Here is a 16,601-nt window from a genome sequence, read left to right as displayed (position 1 = left end):
GATATGCCCCCTAGATATTTAAGCTATTTTCAATGATTTTATTTTGTACAATTTTATGAATTTCTCCGTCGCCTTCTGAAGGTGCTGCACGGTGTGGGCGACCTTGATATTCAAGTTCGTATTTGTCACCAGCAATGCGGTTGAGTTGTGGATATACGAAATGCCATGCACCTTGGTTTTGTGGCTCTTCTTGTACCCATGCAATAACTTTAAGGTTTGGTAATGTCTCTAAGAACGCCACAATTTCCTCTTCAGGGAATGGATATAATCTTTCCACAGCAACAAGTGCAATTGCTTCATTTGGCTCTTTGCTCAATGATTCTTTTAAGTCTATGAGCATTTTACCTGATGCAAGGATGACTTTTGTTACTTTTTCTGGATCATGTGTACCTACTAAGATTGGCTCGAAACCCCCTGATGTAAATTCAGAGATAGGTTGAGCGACTGTCTTATTACGTAATAAGCCTTTTGGTGACATCAATACGAGCGGTCGCATTGCGTCAGTACCTAAGCTTGCGGCTTGCGCACGTAATAAATGGAAATAGTTACTTGCACTTGATAAATTACAAATCGTCATGTTGTTTTCAGCTGCAAGTTGTAAGAAACGTTCGAGTCGTGCAGATGAATGCTCAGGTCCTTGCCCTTCAAATGAATGCGGTAACATAAATGTTAAACCTGTACGTTCACCCCATTTGGCATTGCTAGAAAAGATAAAGTTATCAAAGTACATTTGTGCCATATTGGCAAAGTCACCAAATTGTGCTTCCCAAATGTTAAATGAATCTGGATTTTCTACGTTATAACCATATTCAAAGCCAACGACTGCTGATTCAGATAATGGGGAGTTACGAATGTAGAATGTCCCTTTTTGGTCTGGCACATGTTGTAATGGAATGTGTACTGAATCGCTTTCTTGATCATGTAATACTGCATGACGATGACTAAATGTACCACGTTCACAATCTTGACCCGTCATACGAACTGGTGTGCCTTCCTGCATCACAGTTGCAAATGCAAGCTGTTCTGCATGTGCCCAGTCAACAAGACCTTCATCGCTCTCAAATGGTTTACGGCGCTGGTCTAATATACGTTGTAATTTATTGAAAATTTTAAAGTCTTCAGGATAAGTCAACATCGCATCATTGATTTCTTTTAAACGATCATAAGAAAGTTCAGATTCGTTGCTTGCCAATGGTTTTGAAATATTTTCTGGTAGTTCCATTTCTGCATTGTCAATTTTGTTAGTTTTATCAATTTGGTCATGTGCTTGACGCATTACTTTTTGCACATCATCCATTACTGTTTGAACGTCATCTTCTTTTAAAACGCCGTCTTCTACGAGTTTGTTACCATAAATAATTTCAACTGTTTGATGTTTTTTGATGTTTTTATAAGGAAGTGGATTCGTTAACATTGGTTCGTCCATTTCGTTATGTCCAAAACGACGATATCCAACGATGTCAATCACGACATCTTTGTTGAATTCCTTTCTAAATTCCATAGCAATGTCAATTGCTTCAATCGTTGCTTCAACGTCATCTGCATTAACATGCATAATTGGTACGTCATAACCTTTTGCAACATCCGTAGCATAAGTAGTAGAACGGCCATCCGTAGGTTCTGTTGTAAACCCAATACGGTTATTAGTGATCAAATGAATCGTACCACCTGTACTGTAACCATCTAAATTGCCTAGGTTCATCGTTTCAAAGTTAACCCCTTGACCTGGATAAGCAGCATCACCATGAACGATAATTGGAACAGCACGGTTGAAATCAGATTCTACTTGTCCAGACTGTGCCACGAAATCTTGTGCCGCTCGTGTACGTCCAATCACTACTGGTGCAACAATCTCAAGATGACTTGGATTGTTCGCTAAAGTGATACGTTGCTCAATACCGTGTGTTTGAATCGTTTTAACCCCACCTAAGTGATACTTAACATCGCTCGTCCATCCAGACGTGAGCGTTAAGCTTCCATCTTCAGGTAAGAAGGTCATAGGATCTGTATGCATGAATTCTGATAGCATCATTTCATATGGTTTCTTCAAAATATGTGTTAATACATTTAAACGACCACGATGTGCCATACCAATTTGGATATTTTTAATTTCATTTTCAGCTGCGCGTTTAATAATTTGTGAAATCATTGGTACGAGAGCGTCGACACCCTCAATTGAGAAACGCTTTGCACCAACAAAGTTTTTGTGAAGATACTTTTCAAATCCTTCTACATGTGCAAGTAATTTAAAAAGTTCAATTTTTTCATCTTCGTTCAAGGTTGCTTTGTATGGTGTTTCAATTCTGCGCTTCAACCATACACGCTCCTTGTTGTTATTAATATGTGTATATTCAAACGCGATAGACCCCTTATATCGCTGTTCCATACGTTTGATTGCCTCAAATGCGTTCGGATATATGTCCTTAAAGTGATCTGAGACAATCTCTGCTGGTATCTTCTCAAGAGTTGCTTGATCTAAATTGAAATCTTCAATGTTAAGTTTAGGAATATTCGTACGTTGTGGTCTATTTACTGGATAGATATCAGCGAGTAAATGCCCGTATTGTCGAATATTGTCAATCAAGCGCATCACACGTTTAATCGTGTTGTCTCCCGAGCTTGATTGCATTGATGTGTTTGAATAAGATGTGTTGTCATTTTTAATTGTGCTGAAAAGCACTTGCAAATCTTCAGATACAGAATTAGGATCATCTAAAAATTGGTCATAAAGTTCTAACATTAACCCTAAATTAGCCCCAAAATTTACAGGCGCTTCACTCACCTGTTTATCGTTTTTCATAATCCACCCTCCACAGAAAGAATAAAAACGCTTACAAGTAAATAATAGCATTAAATTGTGAACATTTAAAGGCAAAATCGTGATATTTTAATGATGTTTCATAGAATTAAAACTAATGGTAAATATCGTGTATTTCCCTTCTTCACTGTTTACAGTAATATGTCCATCGTAGAGTTTTACCATTTTCATTGCGATTGATAATCCTAATCCATTTCCTCCTTGTTGACGTGATCGTGATTTGTCTACTCGATAAAAACGATTAAAGATATGTTCCTGATCTTCTTTAGGAATGCCCATCCCATGGTCTTTGATTTCGATGAGTACACGATTATTAATCAACTTTGTTTTAATGCGAATATCACGATTTTCTTGATCGTATTTAATCGCATTATCGAGGAAAATGAGTAGAATTTGTTCCAAGTGAAAGGCGTTCATATATAAGTATATAAAATCTTGATTGCTTTCAAACGTGAAATCATATTCTGGATGAATTTGTTTTAATGAATGGATGCGATTTTTTATTTCCAAATTGACATCGACTTGTTCGATTTGATTTTCAATCGTTTTCGGATCATCTTTTGTTAATAATAGTAATTCTTCAACTAACTTGGCAATACGGTTCATTTCTTCAAGAGAAATAGTCAGAGACTCTTCAAGAACAGCAGGATCCTTTTTGCCCCATCGTTGAATGAGATTAAGATGTCCCTGAATAATTTGCAAAGGTGTTCTTAACTCATGTGACGCATCTTCAACAAATTGTCGCTGTTGGTTAAAAGCTTCTTCTAGTTTCACCATCATATTGTTAAAGTTATCGATGAGCGCATCAGTTTCTTCATAATTTGTCGGAACTTCTAATTTTTCTTGGAACCCATTTCTTCTAATTTGTGTCATTTTATCAGTGATGATATTAATAGGTTTTGTAATTTGCGTTGAGAAAGCATAACTGATAGAAGCTGTAACAAATAAAGCAATTAAACCAAAAATAAGTGCAAGATAAGTAATAAAGTTTAATAAATCATCAAAAACATCAAGCGGGTGAACGACAGTTGCGTATCCTTGAAAATAGTTTGTATCAACGGGATTGGAGATAACAATAAAAGAACCATGACTGTTTTTTAAGATGCGTATATTTCGATCCGATGTTTTTTCAAATTCTGGTGCAAAAGTTACATCCGTTGCATTTGTATTTTCCATTAAATGTGTACCATCTTGATCATATAAAATCACTTTTTGATGATTGCTTGTGACAGAACTAAACTCTAGCGGTGTGATTTTCTCAAAAGGCTTCGTTGTAAGAAGTTGATAGAGTTCATCTGCACTATGTTCCGCCTCTTCAAGTTCATGCTGTTTTAATAAACTACTGACTGCATAAATGATTAATAAGCAAAATATAAAGATAATCAAAAAAGTAATGATGGTTGTTACAAGTGTCCATTTCGTTTTAAGTGTAGGTTGCTTCATTGACGAATCACATACCCAACGCCGCGAACGGTCTCGATAATTTTTTCTTTTTGTATAACTTTTAATTTATTGCGTAAATATCGAATATAGACATCGACAACATTTGTCTCTACTTCGGAATCATATCCCCAAACATGGTTCAAAATTTGTTCGCGATGCAGAACATGATTTTTATTTTCGGCGAGAACGAGTAATAAATCGAATTCTGTCTTTGTTAATTCAATCGTTTGTTCACCGTATGACACGTGAAAAGCGTTTTTATCGATAACAATGCCACTCACTTCTACGGTGTCTTTACTCGTTTGTTGATCATCTGATGCTCGTCTTACTAATGCACGCATCCTTGCTAACAGTTCTTCAATTTCAAAAGGTTTTACGATATAATCATCTGCTCCATGATCAAGCCCTTGTACTTTGTCATATATTTCTCCTTTTGCTGTAATCATAATAATCGGTGTATCCTTTTGTGTACGGAGACGTTTACATACTTCTAAACCGTCAATACCTGGCAGCATCAGATCAAGTAGTATAATATCAAAATCTTGCTGAAGTGCTATGTTTAAACCAGATACCCCATCATTCTTAATCGCTACATCATAATTTTCATGTTTTAGCTCAAGCTCGATAAAGCGTGCTAAGTTTTGCTCATCTTCTATAATTAATACATTTTTCATGTTGTCACCTCATCTATAATCATAGGACATAATAGGAAATTGAGAAAGATAAAAAAATTCGAACTTTCTAATTGACAATTATTCTCAATGAGTTATAATGTAATTGAAAATGATTATCAATCACAACGATTCCCCCCCCACACTATTCGTTTTAATGGATTGAGTCATTTTCAAATAATATCCCCTTTTATATGCCCGTATAAAAATTTCGTTGATATTAAATTAAATTATAAATAAAAGCCGTTGCATACAAAATGCAATGGCTTTTATTTGCTTAAGAAAGGTTGAGTGGTTTTCTTAAAATGATTTGTGTCAATGTAAGGAAGAATAAACCTCCTAATATTCCTGCTAAAATATCTGTTGGATAATGAACACCTAAATAAATACGCGATGCACAAATTAATAAAATCATAATGATTGATAAAGCAATGACAAAAGATTTAGATTTTCCTTTTAAGATGCGTAAAGCGATAAAACAAATACTGCCGAAAAAAGCCGTTGAACCCATCGCATGACCGCTTGGAAAACTTAAACCAGATATATCAATTAATCGCATCGTATCGGGGCGTTCTCTATTAAAAATATGTTTTAATATCGGGTTACTCAACCCCGCTAAAATCATTGTTAGTGCTAGAAAAAGTGCTTCCGAATGATATTGATACTTTGTAAGCAGAGCGACAATAATGATTGTTAATACAACCATACCGATAACTTCTCCAATATACGTTACAGTAAGAAAAATCACCGTCATCACATTGCTATGGGAAGTAAAGATAAAATCATAGACGTGGGTGTCAATCCATTTACCAATTGAAGCATTGTGTAAGTATGCAATCAACAAAAACAAACTACTATAAACAAACATGCATAGAATTTTTTTGGACTGTGTCATAGGTTACTCCTTAATCAATACCGTCATGAATAATTTTATCAAGCAACGCTTCTTTTGTATAACTTTCTGTAAAGCCTTGCATATTTTTAATGTAGTCATCTCGTGATTGTTCGAGCGCCTTTAATGATGAACTGATTGTTCCATTTGTAAGTGTTGCTTCGTCAATTGTCATCGCATAACCTTGTTGTGCAAAGTAGTTGGCGTTATCAATTTGATCACCACGAGATTGATCTAAACCTAACGGAATGAGTAACATTGGAAGGCGTAATGTCAAAAATTCATAAATGGCGTTAGATCCTGCACGTGAAATGACAGTATCTGTGATTGCTAATAAATCCGTTAACGCATCTGTTACAAACTCATATTGAACATAACCTGGTTTTTGAGATGACTCATCTTTCAACCCTTTCCCTGTTAAATGAATAATTTGATACGTATTTAACAATGTATCGAGTTCTTGTCTTAAGTTATCGTTGATTTTTTTACTACCTAGACTCCCACCCATCACAAGAAGTGTTTTTTTCGATGGTTGAAAGCCTGTAAGTGCATATCCACGATCTTTGTTCCCGTTTTTCAAGTCTTCACGAATTGTTGCACCTACAAAGACACCTTTATCGGCAGGAACATGTTTTAAAGTATCTTCAAACGTTGTATATATTTTTTTAGCAAATTTCATTGCAATTTTGTTTGCTAAGCCAGGTGTTAAATCGGATTCATGTACGATGACTGGAATGTTCAATGATTTTGCTGCAAGTACAACAGGTACTGAGACAAACCCGCCTTTCGAAAAGATTAAGTTTGGTTTCTCCCGTTTTAAAATCTTTCTGGCATCAAAAATGCCTTTTAATACTTTAAATACATCTTTTAAGTTTTCCTTTGAGAGATACCGACGTAACTTTCCACTAGAAATTGGATAGTAAGGTGTGTCTGGTAATTGAGATGTAATCATTTCACGTTCAATACCTTCTTTTGAACCGATATAGATCGTTTCATATCCTTTCTTTTTTGCGGCTGGAATTAAACTTAAGTTTACGGAAACGTGACCGACTGTGCCGCCACCTGTAAATGCAATTTTAACCATATTCTCCCTCTCATCTTGTTAATTTTTTATAATATGCATAAAATGGTTTACCTTTATCAAAAGGGAAAAGGTTACTCGTCATTTCCCCTGATTTGATAAAGTGATGTTTCTTAAATAAACTTTGTGCACGTTGGTTTTCTGAGAATGTATCTGTCAGCAATACTGTCTTTTGATGTTGCTCAGCATATGAAGTTGCAAAGTGCATCAATTGTTTTGCAGTGCCAGGGTATTGAGAAGATGCAACAAGTCTGTGTATGACAAATGCATTTCCACGATCAATAGGCCACTCCAGTTGATCATACCAATCAGGTGCTTCATCATTAATGACAATGAACCCTTTGATGATTTGTTGTTCATCAAGAACAAAGAGTGTTCGTTCTTGAATATCCTTCTCAAAATCTTGTAATACTGGATAGCGTGCATCCCATTGTGGATTATTGTCCTGTTGCATTAACATTTTGGCTTCTTCTACTAATGTATCAATTGCTTGTAAGTCAGACATTGTTGCAAGTCTCATCTCATCATCACTCCCTTAGTTTTTTGAGTGTACGTGACAGCATCACATCTTCTTCTGATGATTTTTTCACAAGTTGTTCTGTCATTTTTTCATTTGTTTTACGATTAAACAACCCATTTGACTCAATTTTTTGATCTGTTTGGAAAGATTGAATCGCTGTTTCTAAAGTTGAGTCGAAATACTCATCAACTTGACCTATATCGTAACCGAGTGCATCGAGTCCTGTTTTGATTGATTTAATATATTTTGATTGATCGCCAACCTTGAAAGATTTATCAGATGGAATGACTGTCATATTCTCGTATACAGCACCTTCCACTTCAACATCGGGTTTAATTCCTTTTTCGTGAATATAGTGTCCTTTCGGTGTGAGCCATTTCATCTCTGTATATTTTAACAATGATCCATCGCTAAATTCATGTGTTGTTTGAACAATCCCTTTACCGAAAGATTTTTCACCATACACTTTCGCAATGCCATAGTCTTTGAGTGCACCTGTGAATACTTCCGAAGCACTTGCAGACCCTTCATTGATTAGAATGCCAATGTTAAGGTCATGAACCCCTTTAAGTGGTTCGTGAGCTGTTGTAATTTCACGTTTCTGCTTTCCTTTTTCAAGTTGAACAGCCGTTTTTCCTTCATCGATAAAAATATTAGCCATATCGACAGCTTCATCCAATAAGCCACCAGGGTTGTTTCGTAAATCAATCAGTATATTTTTTGCTCCTTCTTTTTGTGCTTTTTCAATTGCTGTTTTTAATTCATTTGCTGTACCTTCTTGGAATTTGTTGATTTTAAAAACATGTGTTTGACCGTGTTTTTCATGTTTAACACTTTCAACATGAATTGTCTCCCTTTCAATTGAAAATTCCTTCTTTTCACCGCTGCGTTTAATTAATAGTTTGACAGTAGTGCCTTCTTTACCACGTACTTGTTTTACGATTTCTGTCAACGGTTTCCCTTTTATATCGCGGCCATTCACTGCGATGAGTTCATCTCTCGGCTGAATACCTGCCTTTTCGGCTGGTGATTCTTTGATAGGACTTGCAATATAGATTTTTCCATCTTTTTGTTCCATTTCTGCCCCAATACCAACAAAGTCACCAGAAACATCTTCATTGAAAGATTTTGTTTCTTCTGTTGTCATGTATTCAGTATAAGGGTCTTTCAAACTCTTCGTCATCCCTTTAATAGCATCTTCAAGTAGTAATGATTTGTCTGTATTTTTATAATAATCTGTGGCGATTAATTCATAAACTTCTCCCAGCTTCTCAGCATTTTTTTGAATGCTTGGATCAGTTGTTGAATGTTTCCAATACCATAAACTTGTCAGTATGATAGCAGTTGTTAAAATAATCGTGACAAGAATACTTAACAAGAAATACTTAAGTGGTATATATTTAGGTGTTTTAGTTTTCTTTGGTTTCATAATTCAGCTCCTTGTATTTAATGAATAAGCTAAAAGTGAGAAATGGATAAAGGAGCCACTTGTGACTGTAATTCTATAAATAGAATATGATGATTTAACTATCCAACAAGGTTGTATTTTAAATGATGTTGACTCAAAAAAGGTTGGGACATGTATCATATCTCAACCTTTGATGAATGCTATTTGCGATGTGGTAGTGTCTATGATGATTAAAATTGAAGCCATTCCTGATAATCTTCAAATAAACTATCAAATACAGAAAGTGGTAATGTATAAGTCCCTTCTGTTTCGATATAACGAGATATTTGATCAAAATCCGATTCATATTTTGGAAAATCAAGATCTTGAAATATCATCTCAGCCAATTGTCCTTTGTCATCACGACGGCCTCTCACTGTCAAAGCAAATTGGTAAAAAGAAGCATCTTTCATTATTTCACAGTCACATCTAGAACGAGCGTTTGCCCTTTTTCTAATGCAGTCACTTCTTGGAATTGATGTGATTCAACGTGATCTGCGAAGTTTGTGATGATAATTGGTGAGATAATAGACTTCGCATTTTCATTAATGTAATCTAAATCAAATGATACGAGTGCATCACCTACATTCACACGGTCTCCACTTTCTACGAGCGTTTCAAAGCCTTCGCCATTCAGTTGAACTGTATCCAAACCGATATGAACAAGTACTTCTAAACCATTGTCAGCTTTTAAACCAATGGCATGTTTTGTTGGGAATACGTTATCTACAACACCTTCAATCGGTGATACGACTTTTCCTTCAGTTGGTTTAATACCAAAACCGTCACCCATCATCTTTTGTGCGAAAACGGGGTCTGGAATATCCTCAACTTTAACATACTCACCTGTAATTGGTGCATAAATTTTAATATCTTTGCTTGCTTCATTTCCTTTTCCAAATAACTTTTTAAACATGACGTTCACTCCTCTTTATTTGTCGAACAATTTAATATAATCTCCATAGCCGAGTGCTTCCAGTTTTTCATATGGAATGAACTGAACAGCTGCAGAGTTGATGCAGTAGCGCAAGCCACCACGTTCTTTAGGACCATCATTAAATACATGACCTAAATGACTATTACTTCCTTCTGAACGAACTTCAGTACGTAACATACCAAATGACTTATCAACGAGTTCGATAATTTCTTCATCATCAATAGCTTTAGAAAAACTTGGCCAACCACAATCTGATTCGAATTTATCATCGGAAGTAAACAAAGGCTTGCCTGATAATTTATCCACATAAATCCCTTTGTCAAAGTGGTTCCAATATTCATTGTCGAATGGTGGTTCCGTACCGTCTTGCTGTGTAACGAGATATTCGATGTCTGTTAAATCTGATTTATCTTTTTTAATCATGTACATTCCCCCAATGTTTTTCTATAAATGCTTTTCGACCAGATCCATTTTGATATTGTGCATAGTGTTGTGGATTTTTAAGATAATAATCTTGGTGATGTGTTTCAGCTGGGTAGAAATTTTTATAAGGCTCAACGGGTGTTACAATCGGTTTATCAAAAATTCCTTGTACATCTAAATTCCTGATTTTTTCAAGTGCTATTTGTTGTTGATCGGTATCATGATAGAAAATAACAGGTCGATAACTGTCACCTCTATCGAAGAATTGTCCTGTGTCATCGGTTGGGTCGAAAGTTTTGAAATAAATATCTAAAATGTCTTCGTATGAAATAATTTCAGGATCATAAGTGATTTGTACAGCTTCTACATGACCTGTCGTATTGGAACATACTTGTTCGTAAGTTGGATTTTCAACATGTCCACCACTATATCCTGATACAATTCCTTCTATACCATCATAAGATGTGAATGGTTTCACTGAACACCAAAAACATCCACCTGCAAGTGTTGCTTGTGACATGATCATCCCTCATTTCGTTTAGTAAGTGTCTTCTTTTAATACGATTAAGCCGATTGCGCCTTTACCAGTATGTGTAGAAATAACGGGAGACGTATGGCTCAGTTGGAAACTACCCACTTCGAATGTTTCATCGAGTTTGTCTTTCACTTTGCTCATAAAATCTTCAGCATCAGCATGTGAAATACCGACGCTCTCCAATTTTGCACCATCAGCAAATGGTTTTAAGTCATTTACAAGTTGCTTGACACATGCGGATTGTGTACGAACGTTATGAATCATTTCCAACTTGCCGTCTACCAATTCACCAATTGGTTTGATTTTCATAAGATTCCCTAAGAAACCTTTTGTTTTGCTGATACGTCCACCCTTGATTAACTGGTCAAGTTGTCCGATAACAACATAAAGTTTGATGTTTTTCTGAAGTTTTTCTAGTTTTTTTAGAATTTCTTCTGTTGGGACCCCTTGTTCAATCCACTTAACAAGATATTGAATTTGATAACCTAATCCCCATGCAATAAATTTAGAATCAATAACTGTAATTTTGCCGTCAACCATTTCACTCGCTTGACGTGCTGTTTGAACGGTACCGCTTAGGCCCGAAGTTAAATGGATACTAATGATTTCGACATCGTCTTTCGCAAGCTCCTCATATTTTTCAACAAACATTCCTAATGGTGGTTGACTTGTTTTTAAGTCGTAACTATCGTCTCCTAAATAGTTGATATAGTCTTCTGATGAAATATCAGTCTGGTCTTCATATGACTTTCCGTTGATTGTAACGCTTAACGGGATGACATGAATACCATGTTTTTTCAAGTACGATGGATCTAGATCAGATGTTGAATCTGTCACAATAATACGCTGCATAATATAAAGCCTCCAATTTATTTTCTAATAAGATGTAAAAATGTATGTGCATAGTGGTTTTTGTCATCCACTGTCCCTTCTAGAGATGAATCGACCTGCCATTCTTTAAATGTGTAAGGTGGAAAAAATGTATCTGCTTGGAATGTATCATGAATGACTGTGATATACATGTCATCAACCTTATCTATTAATGATTCGAATAGTGTTTGGCCACCAAAAATAAAAACTTTGCCTTCTAATTTTGAAATATCATCTAGATGATGAATCACTTCAATACCTTCTGCTTGAAATTCTGGATTACGTGTTAACACGACATTTTTTCTATTGGGTAAAGGTCGTCCAATCGATTCGTATGTTTCACGCCCCATTACAAGTGTATGACCAGTTGTTATTTCTTTAACATGCTTCAGATCATTTGGTAAATGCCATGGTAGCTGATTGTTAAAACCAATTCCACGATTTTCATCATGAGCAACGAGTATGGATAATGTCAAATGAATCACTCCTCAAAATTACACCGCAATAGGTGCTTTGATAGGTGGATGAGATGAATAGTTCACAATCTCTAAATCTTCATATTCAATATCGAAAATAGATTTGTCTGTATGAATGATAAGTTCAGGTGGTGCAAAACTTGTACGTTCAAGTTGTGTTTGCACAGCGTCGATATGATTGCTGTAAATGTGTGCATCCCCAAATGTATGAACAAATTCTCCTACTTCTAAACCACATTCTCTCGCAATTAAATGCGTTAGTAGGCTATAACTTGCGATGTTGAATGGTACACCAAGAAAAATATCAGCACTACGTTGATATAATTGACAACTTAATTTGTTATCTTCTACATAAAATTGAAAGAGCGTATGACAAGGTGGTAGTGCCATTGATTCAATCTCTGCCGGATTCCAAGCACTGATGATGTGTCGTCTGGAGTTTGGTGATTGTTTAATTTGATCTATGACTGTTTTTAATTGATCAAAGTGTTGTCCGTCTGCACCAACCCAATCACGCCATTGTTTACCATATACATTGCCTAAATCTCCATGTTTTTGCATGAATTCGTCATCAGTTAAAATGGCATTTTTAAAGTTTTTCATCTCTTCATCATATTGAACTTTAAAATCTGGATCTACAAGGCTACGATGACCGAAATCAGTCATATCTGGACCAGTGTAATCTGAGCTTTGTATGTATTTTTCAAAAGCCCATTCGTTCCATATGTTGTTGTTATATTGTAAAAGATATCTTAGGTTCGTATCGCCACGAATAAACCATATGAGTTCAGTTGCGATAAGTTTAAATGATACTTTTTTTGTTGTTAATAGTGGAAATCCTTTTGATAGGTCAAAGCGTAATTGATGACCGAATTTTGAGATAGTACCTGTTGCTGTTCGATCATCACGATGATTACCTATTTCTAAAACTTCGGTGCATAGCTCATGGTATGCTTGGTCAAATGGATTCATGACGTTCACCTCTTTCCTTTAATCTCTATAATAGACGATTTTATAGAAATTTAAAAATAAAAAACAAATAGCAGTCAGCTAGAAAGCGTATTAAATGGTTGATCACTTCATATAATATATATTTCTATGTATAAAAAGAGGGATGATGACTAAGTCTCACCCCCATTTCAACAAGATTAACAATGTGAATCAAAAGCTTCTTTAATATCCATCGCAAGGTCATTGATATCTCTGCCTTCGATATGTTCACGCGGAGTGAAGTGGACAAGTTCTTTACCTTTAAAGAGTGCAAATGATGGACTTGATGGCACTTGTTGAATGTAGTCACGCATTGTTGCAGTTGCTTCTTTGTCCTGACCTGCAAATACAGTTACTTTGTAGTCAGGTTTTTTATCATTCTGTTCTGCAACAGCGACCGCAGCAGGGCGTGCAAGTCCAGCTGCACAACCACAAGTTGAGTTAATAACGACAAATGTCGTTTCATCGTCTTGTCTCTCGTTCATATGGTTTGTAACAGATTCAGAAGTTTCTAAACTTGTAAAACCATTCTGTGTTAATTCGCCACGCATTTGTGCTGCGAGCTCTTTCATATATGCATCATAAGCATTCATGATTCATTCGCTCCTTTTCAACATCTATTTTTGTTTTCTTAAATATTATAACACCATTTATCGTTTTCGATTTGCAATTTGTTTCCAAACTGAACCAAGGGCAGCTTCTCCTTGTTCAATACGTGTAATAGCCATTTCAATTTGCATACGCACTTCATAGGCTGGATCTTCTTGATGTGCTTTCAAAGCAGGGAGTTGTGCTTCCCCACCTTCATCGAATAAAAACATCGCTGCACGCCAACGAACGATTTTATGTGCGTCATCTAATGCGTGTTCCATTTCAGGAAGTGCTTCAGCAAAGCCCAAGTCACTTAAAGCGTCTCCGGCTGCACGTCGAACTGCGGGACTTTTATCATGCAAACCTTCATAAAGGTATGGCAATGTCTCTTTCGTTTCAATCATGCTCAGCAGCACAATCGCTTCACGACGAAGTTGCACTTTTTCTTCTTTTAGAGCATGTGTTAACAATGGATAGTCGGCTTCAGTAGGTGTTGGAAAAGTGGAAAGCATACGTAAACGTGCCTTCCAGTCTTCTGCTTGTTGATAGGTTTCTAAAGTGACATGCTGATATTCTTTAACTGGCATCTCTTGTGATGTTGTTGATTGTGCACGTTCAACTAATTGTTGTAACTCATTAGTAGGATATAAGGCATTCATTTCTTCTTCTACCTCATCCATGATTTGTTCTAATTCACCATAGCGGATACCTAAATCATGCCATTTTCTTAAAAATACTACGTTGTCACCTGGAAGCTGTGCTGCAGTCATTGCTTCGATAAAGCGATCGTTTAATTGACGACGTTGTTCTTCGCTTTCAGTCGTTAATTTTATTTGGTAAGGAATGTCCTTAAACTTTAATACTTCTGCTTTCACTTCTCCAAAGTGTTCTTGAGATGTGTGTGTCTCTTGTTGCACGTCTTGTTCCCCATTTAAAGCGGCAGTAATATGCGGTAATACTTCTTCCCAGTCCGCTTTCGGCATTTTGTCGACAGCTAAAAAGTCCAATACATAAAATATAGACTTAACACCTTCGATTGATAAGACCTGATTGATAAATGCTGGATGTGTTTCATGCACTTCAGTGTAGGTTGTTGACTGATTATCTTGGCGTTTTTCTGAAATAACGATCTTCATCGTATTTGGACTCGGTGTCGGTTCGATCTTAATAATTTCCATAGTATATGACACTCCTTATGTTACAGAGAATTATTGCAAGTATTTTCCTAAGGTTTGGATACGTTGACCAATAGAACATTGTTGAATACAAAAATGATGTGCAGATGTTTTGCTTTCTTCTTTTCTTAGATGTGATTTGATTAAACATTGTGTACAATAGTCAGCCATTAATGTATCAATCATGTCAATTGCTTTTCTTTTCTCTTCTGTCAGCATATCTCTCACCTCGTGAATATATTGTGTTAAGCAAAGATTATCGTAACATGAATCAACTTGGCGTTGAACTGTTTAACTCAGGATCATCGAGGAAATTTTGTCATGATTTGTCCGTAATTAAAAATGCTTTATTCTATTTTTAAATCATTACATTCACAATTGTATTTTTCTATTTTTGTATTGAATTTTATACGTGACTGTTCTATGATGGATAAGTTGTTATTGAGCGGTTTCTAAACACCCGCATGATCAAAATTTAGGAGGAATTTCATATGTATAATGAATTAGTAGGTCTCGGTGCCTTTATATTGACCTTTGTATTGATGGTATCGATGTTTCGTTTTTTTGGAAAGCAAGGATTATATGCATGGGTTGCAATCGGTACAATCATTGCGAATATTCAAGTGATCAAGACAGTAGATATTTTCACCATATCAGCCACTTTAGGTAACGTCATGTTTGCGTCCATCTATTTGGCTACGGATATTTTAAATGATATTTATGGAAGAAAAGTAGCGAAAAAAGCTGTATGGCTTGGTTTTACGTCCACGCTTGTGATGATTGTTGTGATGCAAGTTTCATTAGCATTTGCACCAAGTGAAGCGGATATTTCTCAAGATGCATTACAAACTATTTTTGGTGTCATTCCACGTATTGCATTAGGATCAATCGTAGCTTATATTATCGGACAACATATCGACGTATTTATCTTCAATGCGATAAAAAAAGTTTTCAAATCTGATCGCACATTTATTATTCGTGCTTATGGTAGTACGACACTAAGCTCAATTATTGATACAGCGTTATTCGTAATGATAGCTTTCTACGGAGGACCACTCCCTAATGATGTTATTTTTGAAATCTTTATTACGACCTATCTATTAAAACTCGTATCAACATTATTCAATGTGCCGTTTGGATATTGGGCGAAATCAATGTATCGTCATGGTAAAATCAATGATGATGATATTTAATTAATGACAGTTAAGGGTGACATAGCATTTATTAGCAAACGGGTCTAGACAGCGCCCTAAAACCTAATGATTGCATGTCCCCTTTTTTTAGATAAGGAGTGTCAATGAATGGCAAAAATTTATTTTGATGCAGCGACAAAAGGGAATCCAGGTGTAAGTGCATGTGGCATTGTTATAGTGGAAGAAAATGAACGACATATTTTTTCACAAATACTTGGTGAAATGGACAATCACAGTGCAGAATGGGAAGCGTTAATTTATGCTGTTAAACAAGCAGCACAGTTACAAGTTTCAAATGCCTTGATCTATACAGACTCTCAATTAATTGAAGATGTCGTAAATCGTAACTTTGTAAAAAATAAAAAGTTTAAACCATATCTTGACCAGTTCAATCAGCAATCACAAATATTTGATTTATGTTTTGTAAAATGGATACCACGTGCACAAAATAAGGAAGCGAACCATCTTGCACAACAAACACTTTATCAAGCGACGAAGCAATAAAAAAAGAGACAGCAACAGGTTATTTAAACCATTGC

The 16,601-nt window shown here is 35.8% G+C and carries 19 protein-coding genes; 2 read left to right on the top strand and 17 right to left on the bottom strand.

The genetic code is table 11. The features are described from left to right. Window positions 1–10 precede the first annotated feature (10 nt). From C7J88_RS02855 to C7J88_RS02775, 17 genes are all read right to left on the bottom strand, one after another. Window positions 11–2,800, bottom strand: coding sequence for a 2-oxoglutarate dehydrogenase E1 component (locus C7J88_RS02855; RefSeq protein WP_095117018.1), 2,790 nt, complete (start codon window positions 2,798–2,800; stop codon window positions 11–13). A gap of 87 nt (window positions 2,801–2,887) precedes the next feature. Next, window positions 2,888–4,261, bottom strand: coding sequence for a HAMP domain-containing sensor histidine kinase (locus C7J88_RS02850; RefSeq protein WP_095117016.1), 1,374 nt, complete (start codon window positions 4,259–4,261; stop codon window positions 2,888–2,890). Next, window positions 4,258–4,935, bottom strand: coding sequence for a response regulator transcription factor (locus C7J88_RS02845; RefSeq protein ID WP_095117014.1), 678 nt, complete (start codon window positions 4,933–4,935; stop codon window positions 4,258–4,260). The genes C7J88_RS02850 and C7J88_RS02845 overlap by 4 nt, the downstream gene beginning before the upstream one ends. A gap of 274 nt (window positions 4,936–5,209) precedes the next feature. After that, window positions 5,210–5,827, bottom strand: a complete 618-nt coding sequence (locus C7J88_RS02840) for a phosphatase PAP2 family protein (protein ID WP_095117012.1) — start codon at window positions 5,825–5,827, stop codon at window positions 5,210–5,212. A gap of 10 nt (window positions 5,828–5,837) precedes the next feature. Continuing rightward, complete coding sequence (locus tag C7J88_RS02835) at window positions 5,838–6,908, bottom strand: undecaprenyldiphospho-muramoylpentapeptide beta-N-acetylglucosaminyltransferase (RefSeq protein ID WP_095117010.1); 1,071 nt, start codon at window positions 6,906–6,908, stop codon at window positions 5,838–5,840. Between the two features lie 10 nt (window positions 6,909–6,918). Then, the gene (locus C7J88_RS02830; RefSeq protein ID WP_095117008.1) at window positions 6,919–7,425 is read right to left on the bottom strand and encodes a GNAT family N-acetyltransferase; all 507 of its coding nucleotides are present in this window, start codon (window positions 7,423–7,425) and stop codon (window positions 6,919–6,921) included. Window positions 7,426–7,432: 7 nt separating this feature from the next. Beyond that, the gene (locus C7J88_RS02825; RefSeq protein ID WP_095117006.1) at window positions 7,433–8,854 is read right to left on the bottom strand and encodes a S41 family peptidase; all 1,422 of its coding nucleotides are present in this window, start codon (window positions 8,852–8,854) and stop codon (window positions 7,433–7,435) included. Window positions 8,855–9,063: 209 nt separating this feature from the next. Beyond that, on the bottom strand, window positions 9,064–9,285 hold the full coding sequence (locus C7J88_RS02820) for a YozE family protein (RefSeq protein ID WP_095117004.1): 222 nt from the start codon (window positions 9,283–9,285) through the stop codon (window positions 9,064–9,066). Further along, window positions 9,285–9,788: a PTS sugar transporter subunit IIA gene (locus C7J88_RS02815; RefSeq protein ID WP_095117002.1), complete on the bottom strand. Its 504-nt coding sequence runs from the start codon at window positions 9,786–9,788 to the stop codon at window positions 9,285–9,287. Before C7J88_RS02815 ends, C7J88_RS02820 begins: the two co-directional genes overlap by 1 nt. A gap of 15 nt (window positions 9,789–9,803) precedes the next feature. After that, entirely contained in the window at window positions 9,804–10,232 is a 429-nt protein-coding gene (gene msrB, locus C7J88_RS02810) for a peptide-methionine (R)-S-oxide reductase MsrB (protein WP_095117000.1), read from the bottom strand. Continuing rightward, complete coding sequence (msrA, locus tag C7J88_RS02805) at window positions 10,225–10,752, bottom strand: peptide-methionine (S)-S-oxide reductase MsrA (protein WP_095116998.1); 528 nt, start codon at window positions 10,750–10,752, stop codon at window positions 10,225–10,227. The genes msrB and msrA overlap by 8 nt, the downstream gene beginning before the upstream one ends. Window positions 10,753–10,770: 18 nt before the next feature. Further along, window positions 10,771–11,619 carry a DegV family protein gene (locus tag C7J88_RS02800; RefSeq protein ID WP_371866996.1) on the bottom strand — a complete coding sequence of 283 codons (849 nt, stop codon included), beginning with the start codon at window positions 11,617–11,619 and terminating at the stop codon, window positions 10,771–10,773. A gap of 17 nt (window positions 11,620–11,636) precedes the next feature. Then, window positions 11,637–12,113: a dihydrofolate reductase gene (locus C7J88_RS02795; RefSeq protein ID WP_095116994.1), complete on the bottom strand. Its 477-nt coding sequence runs from the start codon at window positions 12,111–12,113 to the stop codon at window positions 11,637–11,639. An 18-nt stretch (window positions 12,114–12,131) separates the two neighbouring features. Then, a complete protein-coding gene (locus tag C7J88_RS02790; protein WP_095116992.1) occupies window positions 12,132–13,085 on the bottom strand; it encodes a thymidylate synthase in 954 nt (317 codons plus the stop codon). Window positions 13,086–13,261: 176 nt separating this feature from the next. Then, window positions 13,262–13,696 (bottom strand): bacilliredoxin BrxA, encoded by a 435-nt coding sequence (gene brxA / locus C7J88_RS02785; protein ID WP_095116990.1) that lies wholly within the window; start codon window positions 13,694–13,696, stop codon window positions 13,262–13,264. Window positions 13,697–13,753: 57 nt separating this feature from the next. Beyond that, window positions 13,754–14,872, bottom strand: a complete 1,119-nt coding sequence (locus tag C7J88_RS02780) for a virulence factor (RefSeq protein WP_095116988.1) — start codon at window positions 14,870–14,872, stop codon at window positions 13,754–13,756. 30 nt (window positions 14,873–14,902) lie between these two features. Further along, entirely contained in the window at window positions 14,903–15,088 is a 186-nt protein-coding gene (locus C7J88_RS02775) for a zinc-finger domain-containing protein (RefSeq protein ID WP_157728693.1), read from the bottom strand. A gap of 272 nt (window positions 15,089–15,360) precedes the next feature. Between C7J88_RS02775 and C7J88_RS02770 the strand changes: the two genes are divergently transcribed. Both C7J88_RS02770 and C7J88_RS02765 read left to right on the top strand, forming a co-directional pair. After that, window positions 15,361–16,062: a queuosine precursor transporter gene (locus tag C7J88_RS02770; protein ID WP_095116984.1), complete on the top strand. Its 702-nt coding sequence runs from the start codon at window positions 15,361–15,363 to the stop codon at window positions 16,060–16,062. Window positions 16,063–16,170: 108 nt separating this feature from the next. Further along, entirely contained in the window at window positions 16,171–16,566 is a 396-nt protein-coding gene (locus C7J88_RS02765; protein WP_095116982.1) for a ribonuclease HI family protein, read from the top strand. Window positions 16,567–16,601: the final 35 nt, after the last annotated feature.

The sequence above is a fragment of the Staphylococcus muscae genome, from assembly GCF_003019275.1.
In the GTDB taxonomy this organism is placed as follows: Bacteria; Bacillota; Bacilli; order Staphylococcales; family Staphylococcaceae; genus Staphylococcus; species Staphylococcus muscae.
This window is presented reverse-complemented; position numbering and strand designations above follow the sequence as displayed.

Coding starts and splice junctions, on each gene's coding strand:
- C7J88_RS02855 (WP_095117018.1), bottom strand. CDS start 2,800: ATGAAAAACGATAAACAGGTGAGTGAAGCGCCTGTAAATTTTGGGGCT.
- C7J88_RS02850 (WP_095117016.1), bottom strand. CDS start 4,261: ATGAAGCAACCTACACTTAAAACGAAATGGACACTTGTAACAACCATC.
- C7J88_RS02845 (WP_095117014.1), bottom strand. CDS start 4,935: ATGAAAAATGTATTAATTATAGAAGATGAGCAAAACTTAGCACGCTTT.
- C7J88_RS02840 (WP_095117012.1), bottom strand. CDS start 5,827: ATGACACAGTCCAAAAAAATTCTATGCATGTTTGTTTATAGTAGTTTG.
- C7J88_RS02835 (WP_095117010.1), bottom strand. CDS start 6,908: ATGGTTAAAATTGCATTTACAGGTGGCGGCACAGTCGGTCACGTTTCC.
- C7J88_RS02830 (WP_095117008.1), bottom strand. CDS start 7,425: ATGAGACTTGCAACAATGTCTGACTTACAAGCAATTGATACATTAGTA.
- C7J88_RS02825 (WP_095117006.1), bottom strand. CDS start 8,854: ATGAAACCAAAGAAAACTAAAACACCTAAATATATACCACTTAAGTAT.
- C7J88_RS02820 (WP_095117004.1), bottom strand. CDS start 9,285: ATGAAAGATGCTTCTTTTTACCAATTTGCTTTGACAGTGAGAGGCCGT.
- C7J88_RS02815 (WP_095117002.1), bottom strand. CDS start 9,788: ATGTTTAAAAAGTTATTTGGAAAAGGAAATGAAGCAAGCAAAGATATT.
- msrB (WP_095117000.1), bottom strand. CDS start 10,232: ATGATTAAAAAAGATAAATCAGATTTAACAGACATCGAATATCTCGTT.
- msrA (WP_095116998.1), bottom strand. CDS start 10,752: ATGTCACAAGCAACACTTGCAGGTGGATGTTTTTGGTGTTCAGTGAAA.
- C7J88_RS02800 (WP_371866996.1), bottom strand. CDS start 11,619: ATGCAGCGTATTATTGTGACAGATTCAACATCTGATCTAGATCCATCG.
- C7J88_RS02790 (WP_095116992.1), bottom strand. CDS start 13,085: ATGAATCCATTTGACCAAGCATACCATGAGCTATGCACCGAAGTTTTA.
- brxA (WP_095116990.1), bottom strand. CDS start 13,696: ATGAATGCTTATGATGCATATATGAAAGAGCTCGCAGCACAAATGCGT.
- C7J88_RS02780 (WP_095116988.1), bottom strand. CDS start 14,872: ATGGAAATTATTAAGATCGAACCGACACCGAGTCCAAATACGATGAAG.
- C7J88_RS02775 (WP_157728693.1), bottom strand. CDS start 15,088: ATGCTGACAGAAGAGAAAAGAAAAGCAATTGACATGATTGATACATTA.
- C7J88_RS02770 (WP_095116984.1), top strand. CDS start 15,361: ATGTATAATGAATTAGTAGGTCTCGGTGCCTTTATATTGACCTTTGTA.
- C7J88_RS02765 (WP_095116982.1), top strand. CDS start 16,171: ATGGCAAAAATTTATTTTGATGCAGCGACAAAAGGGAATCCAGGTGTA.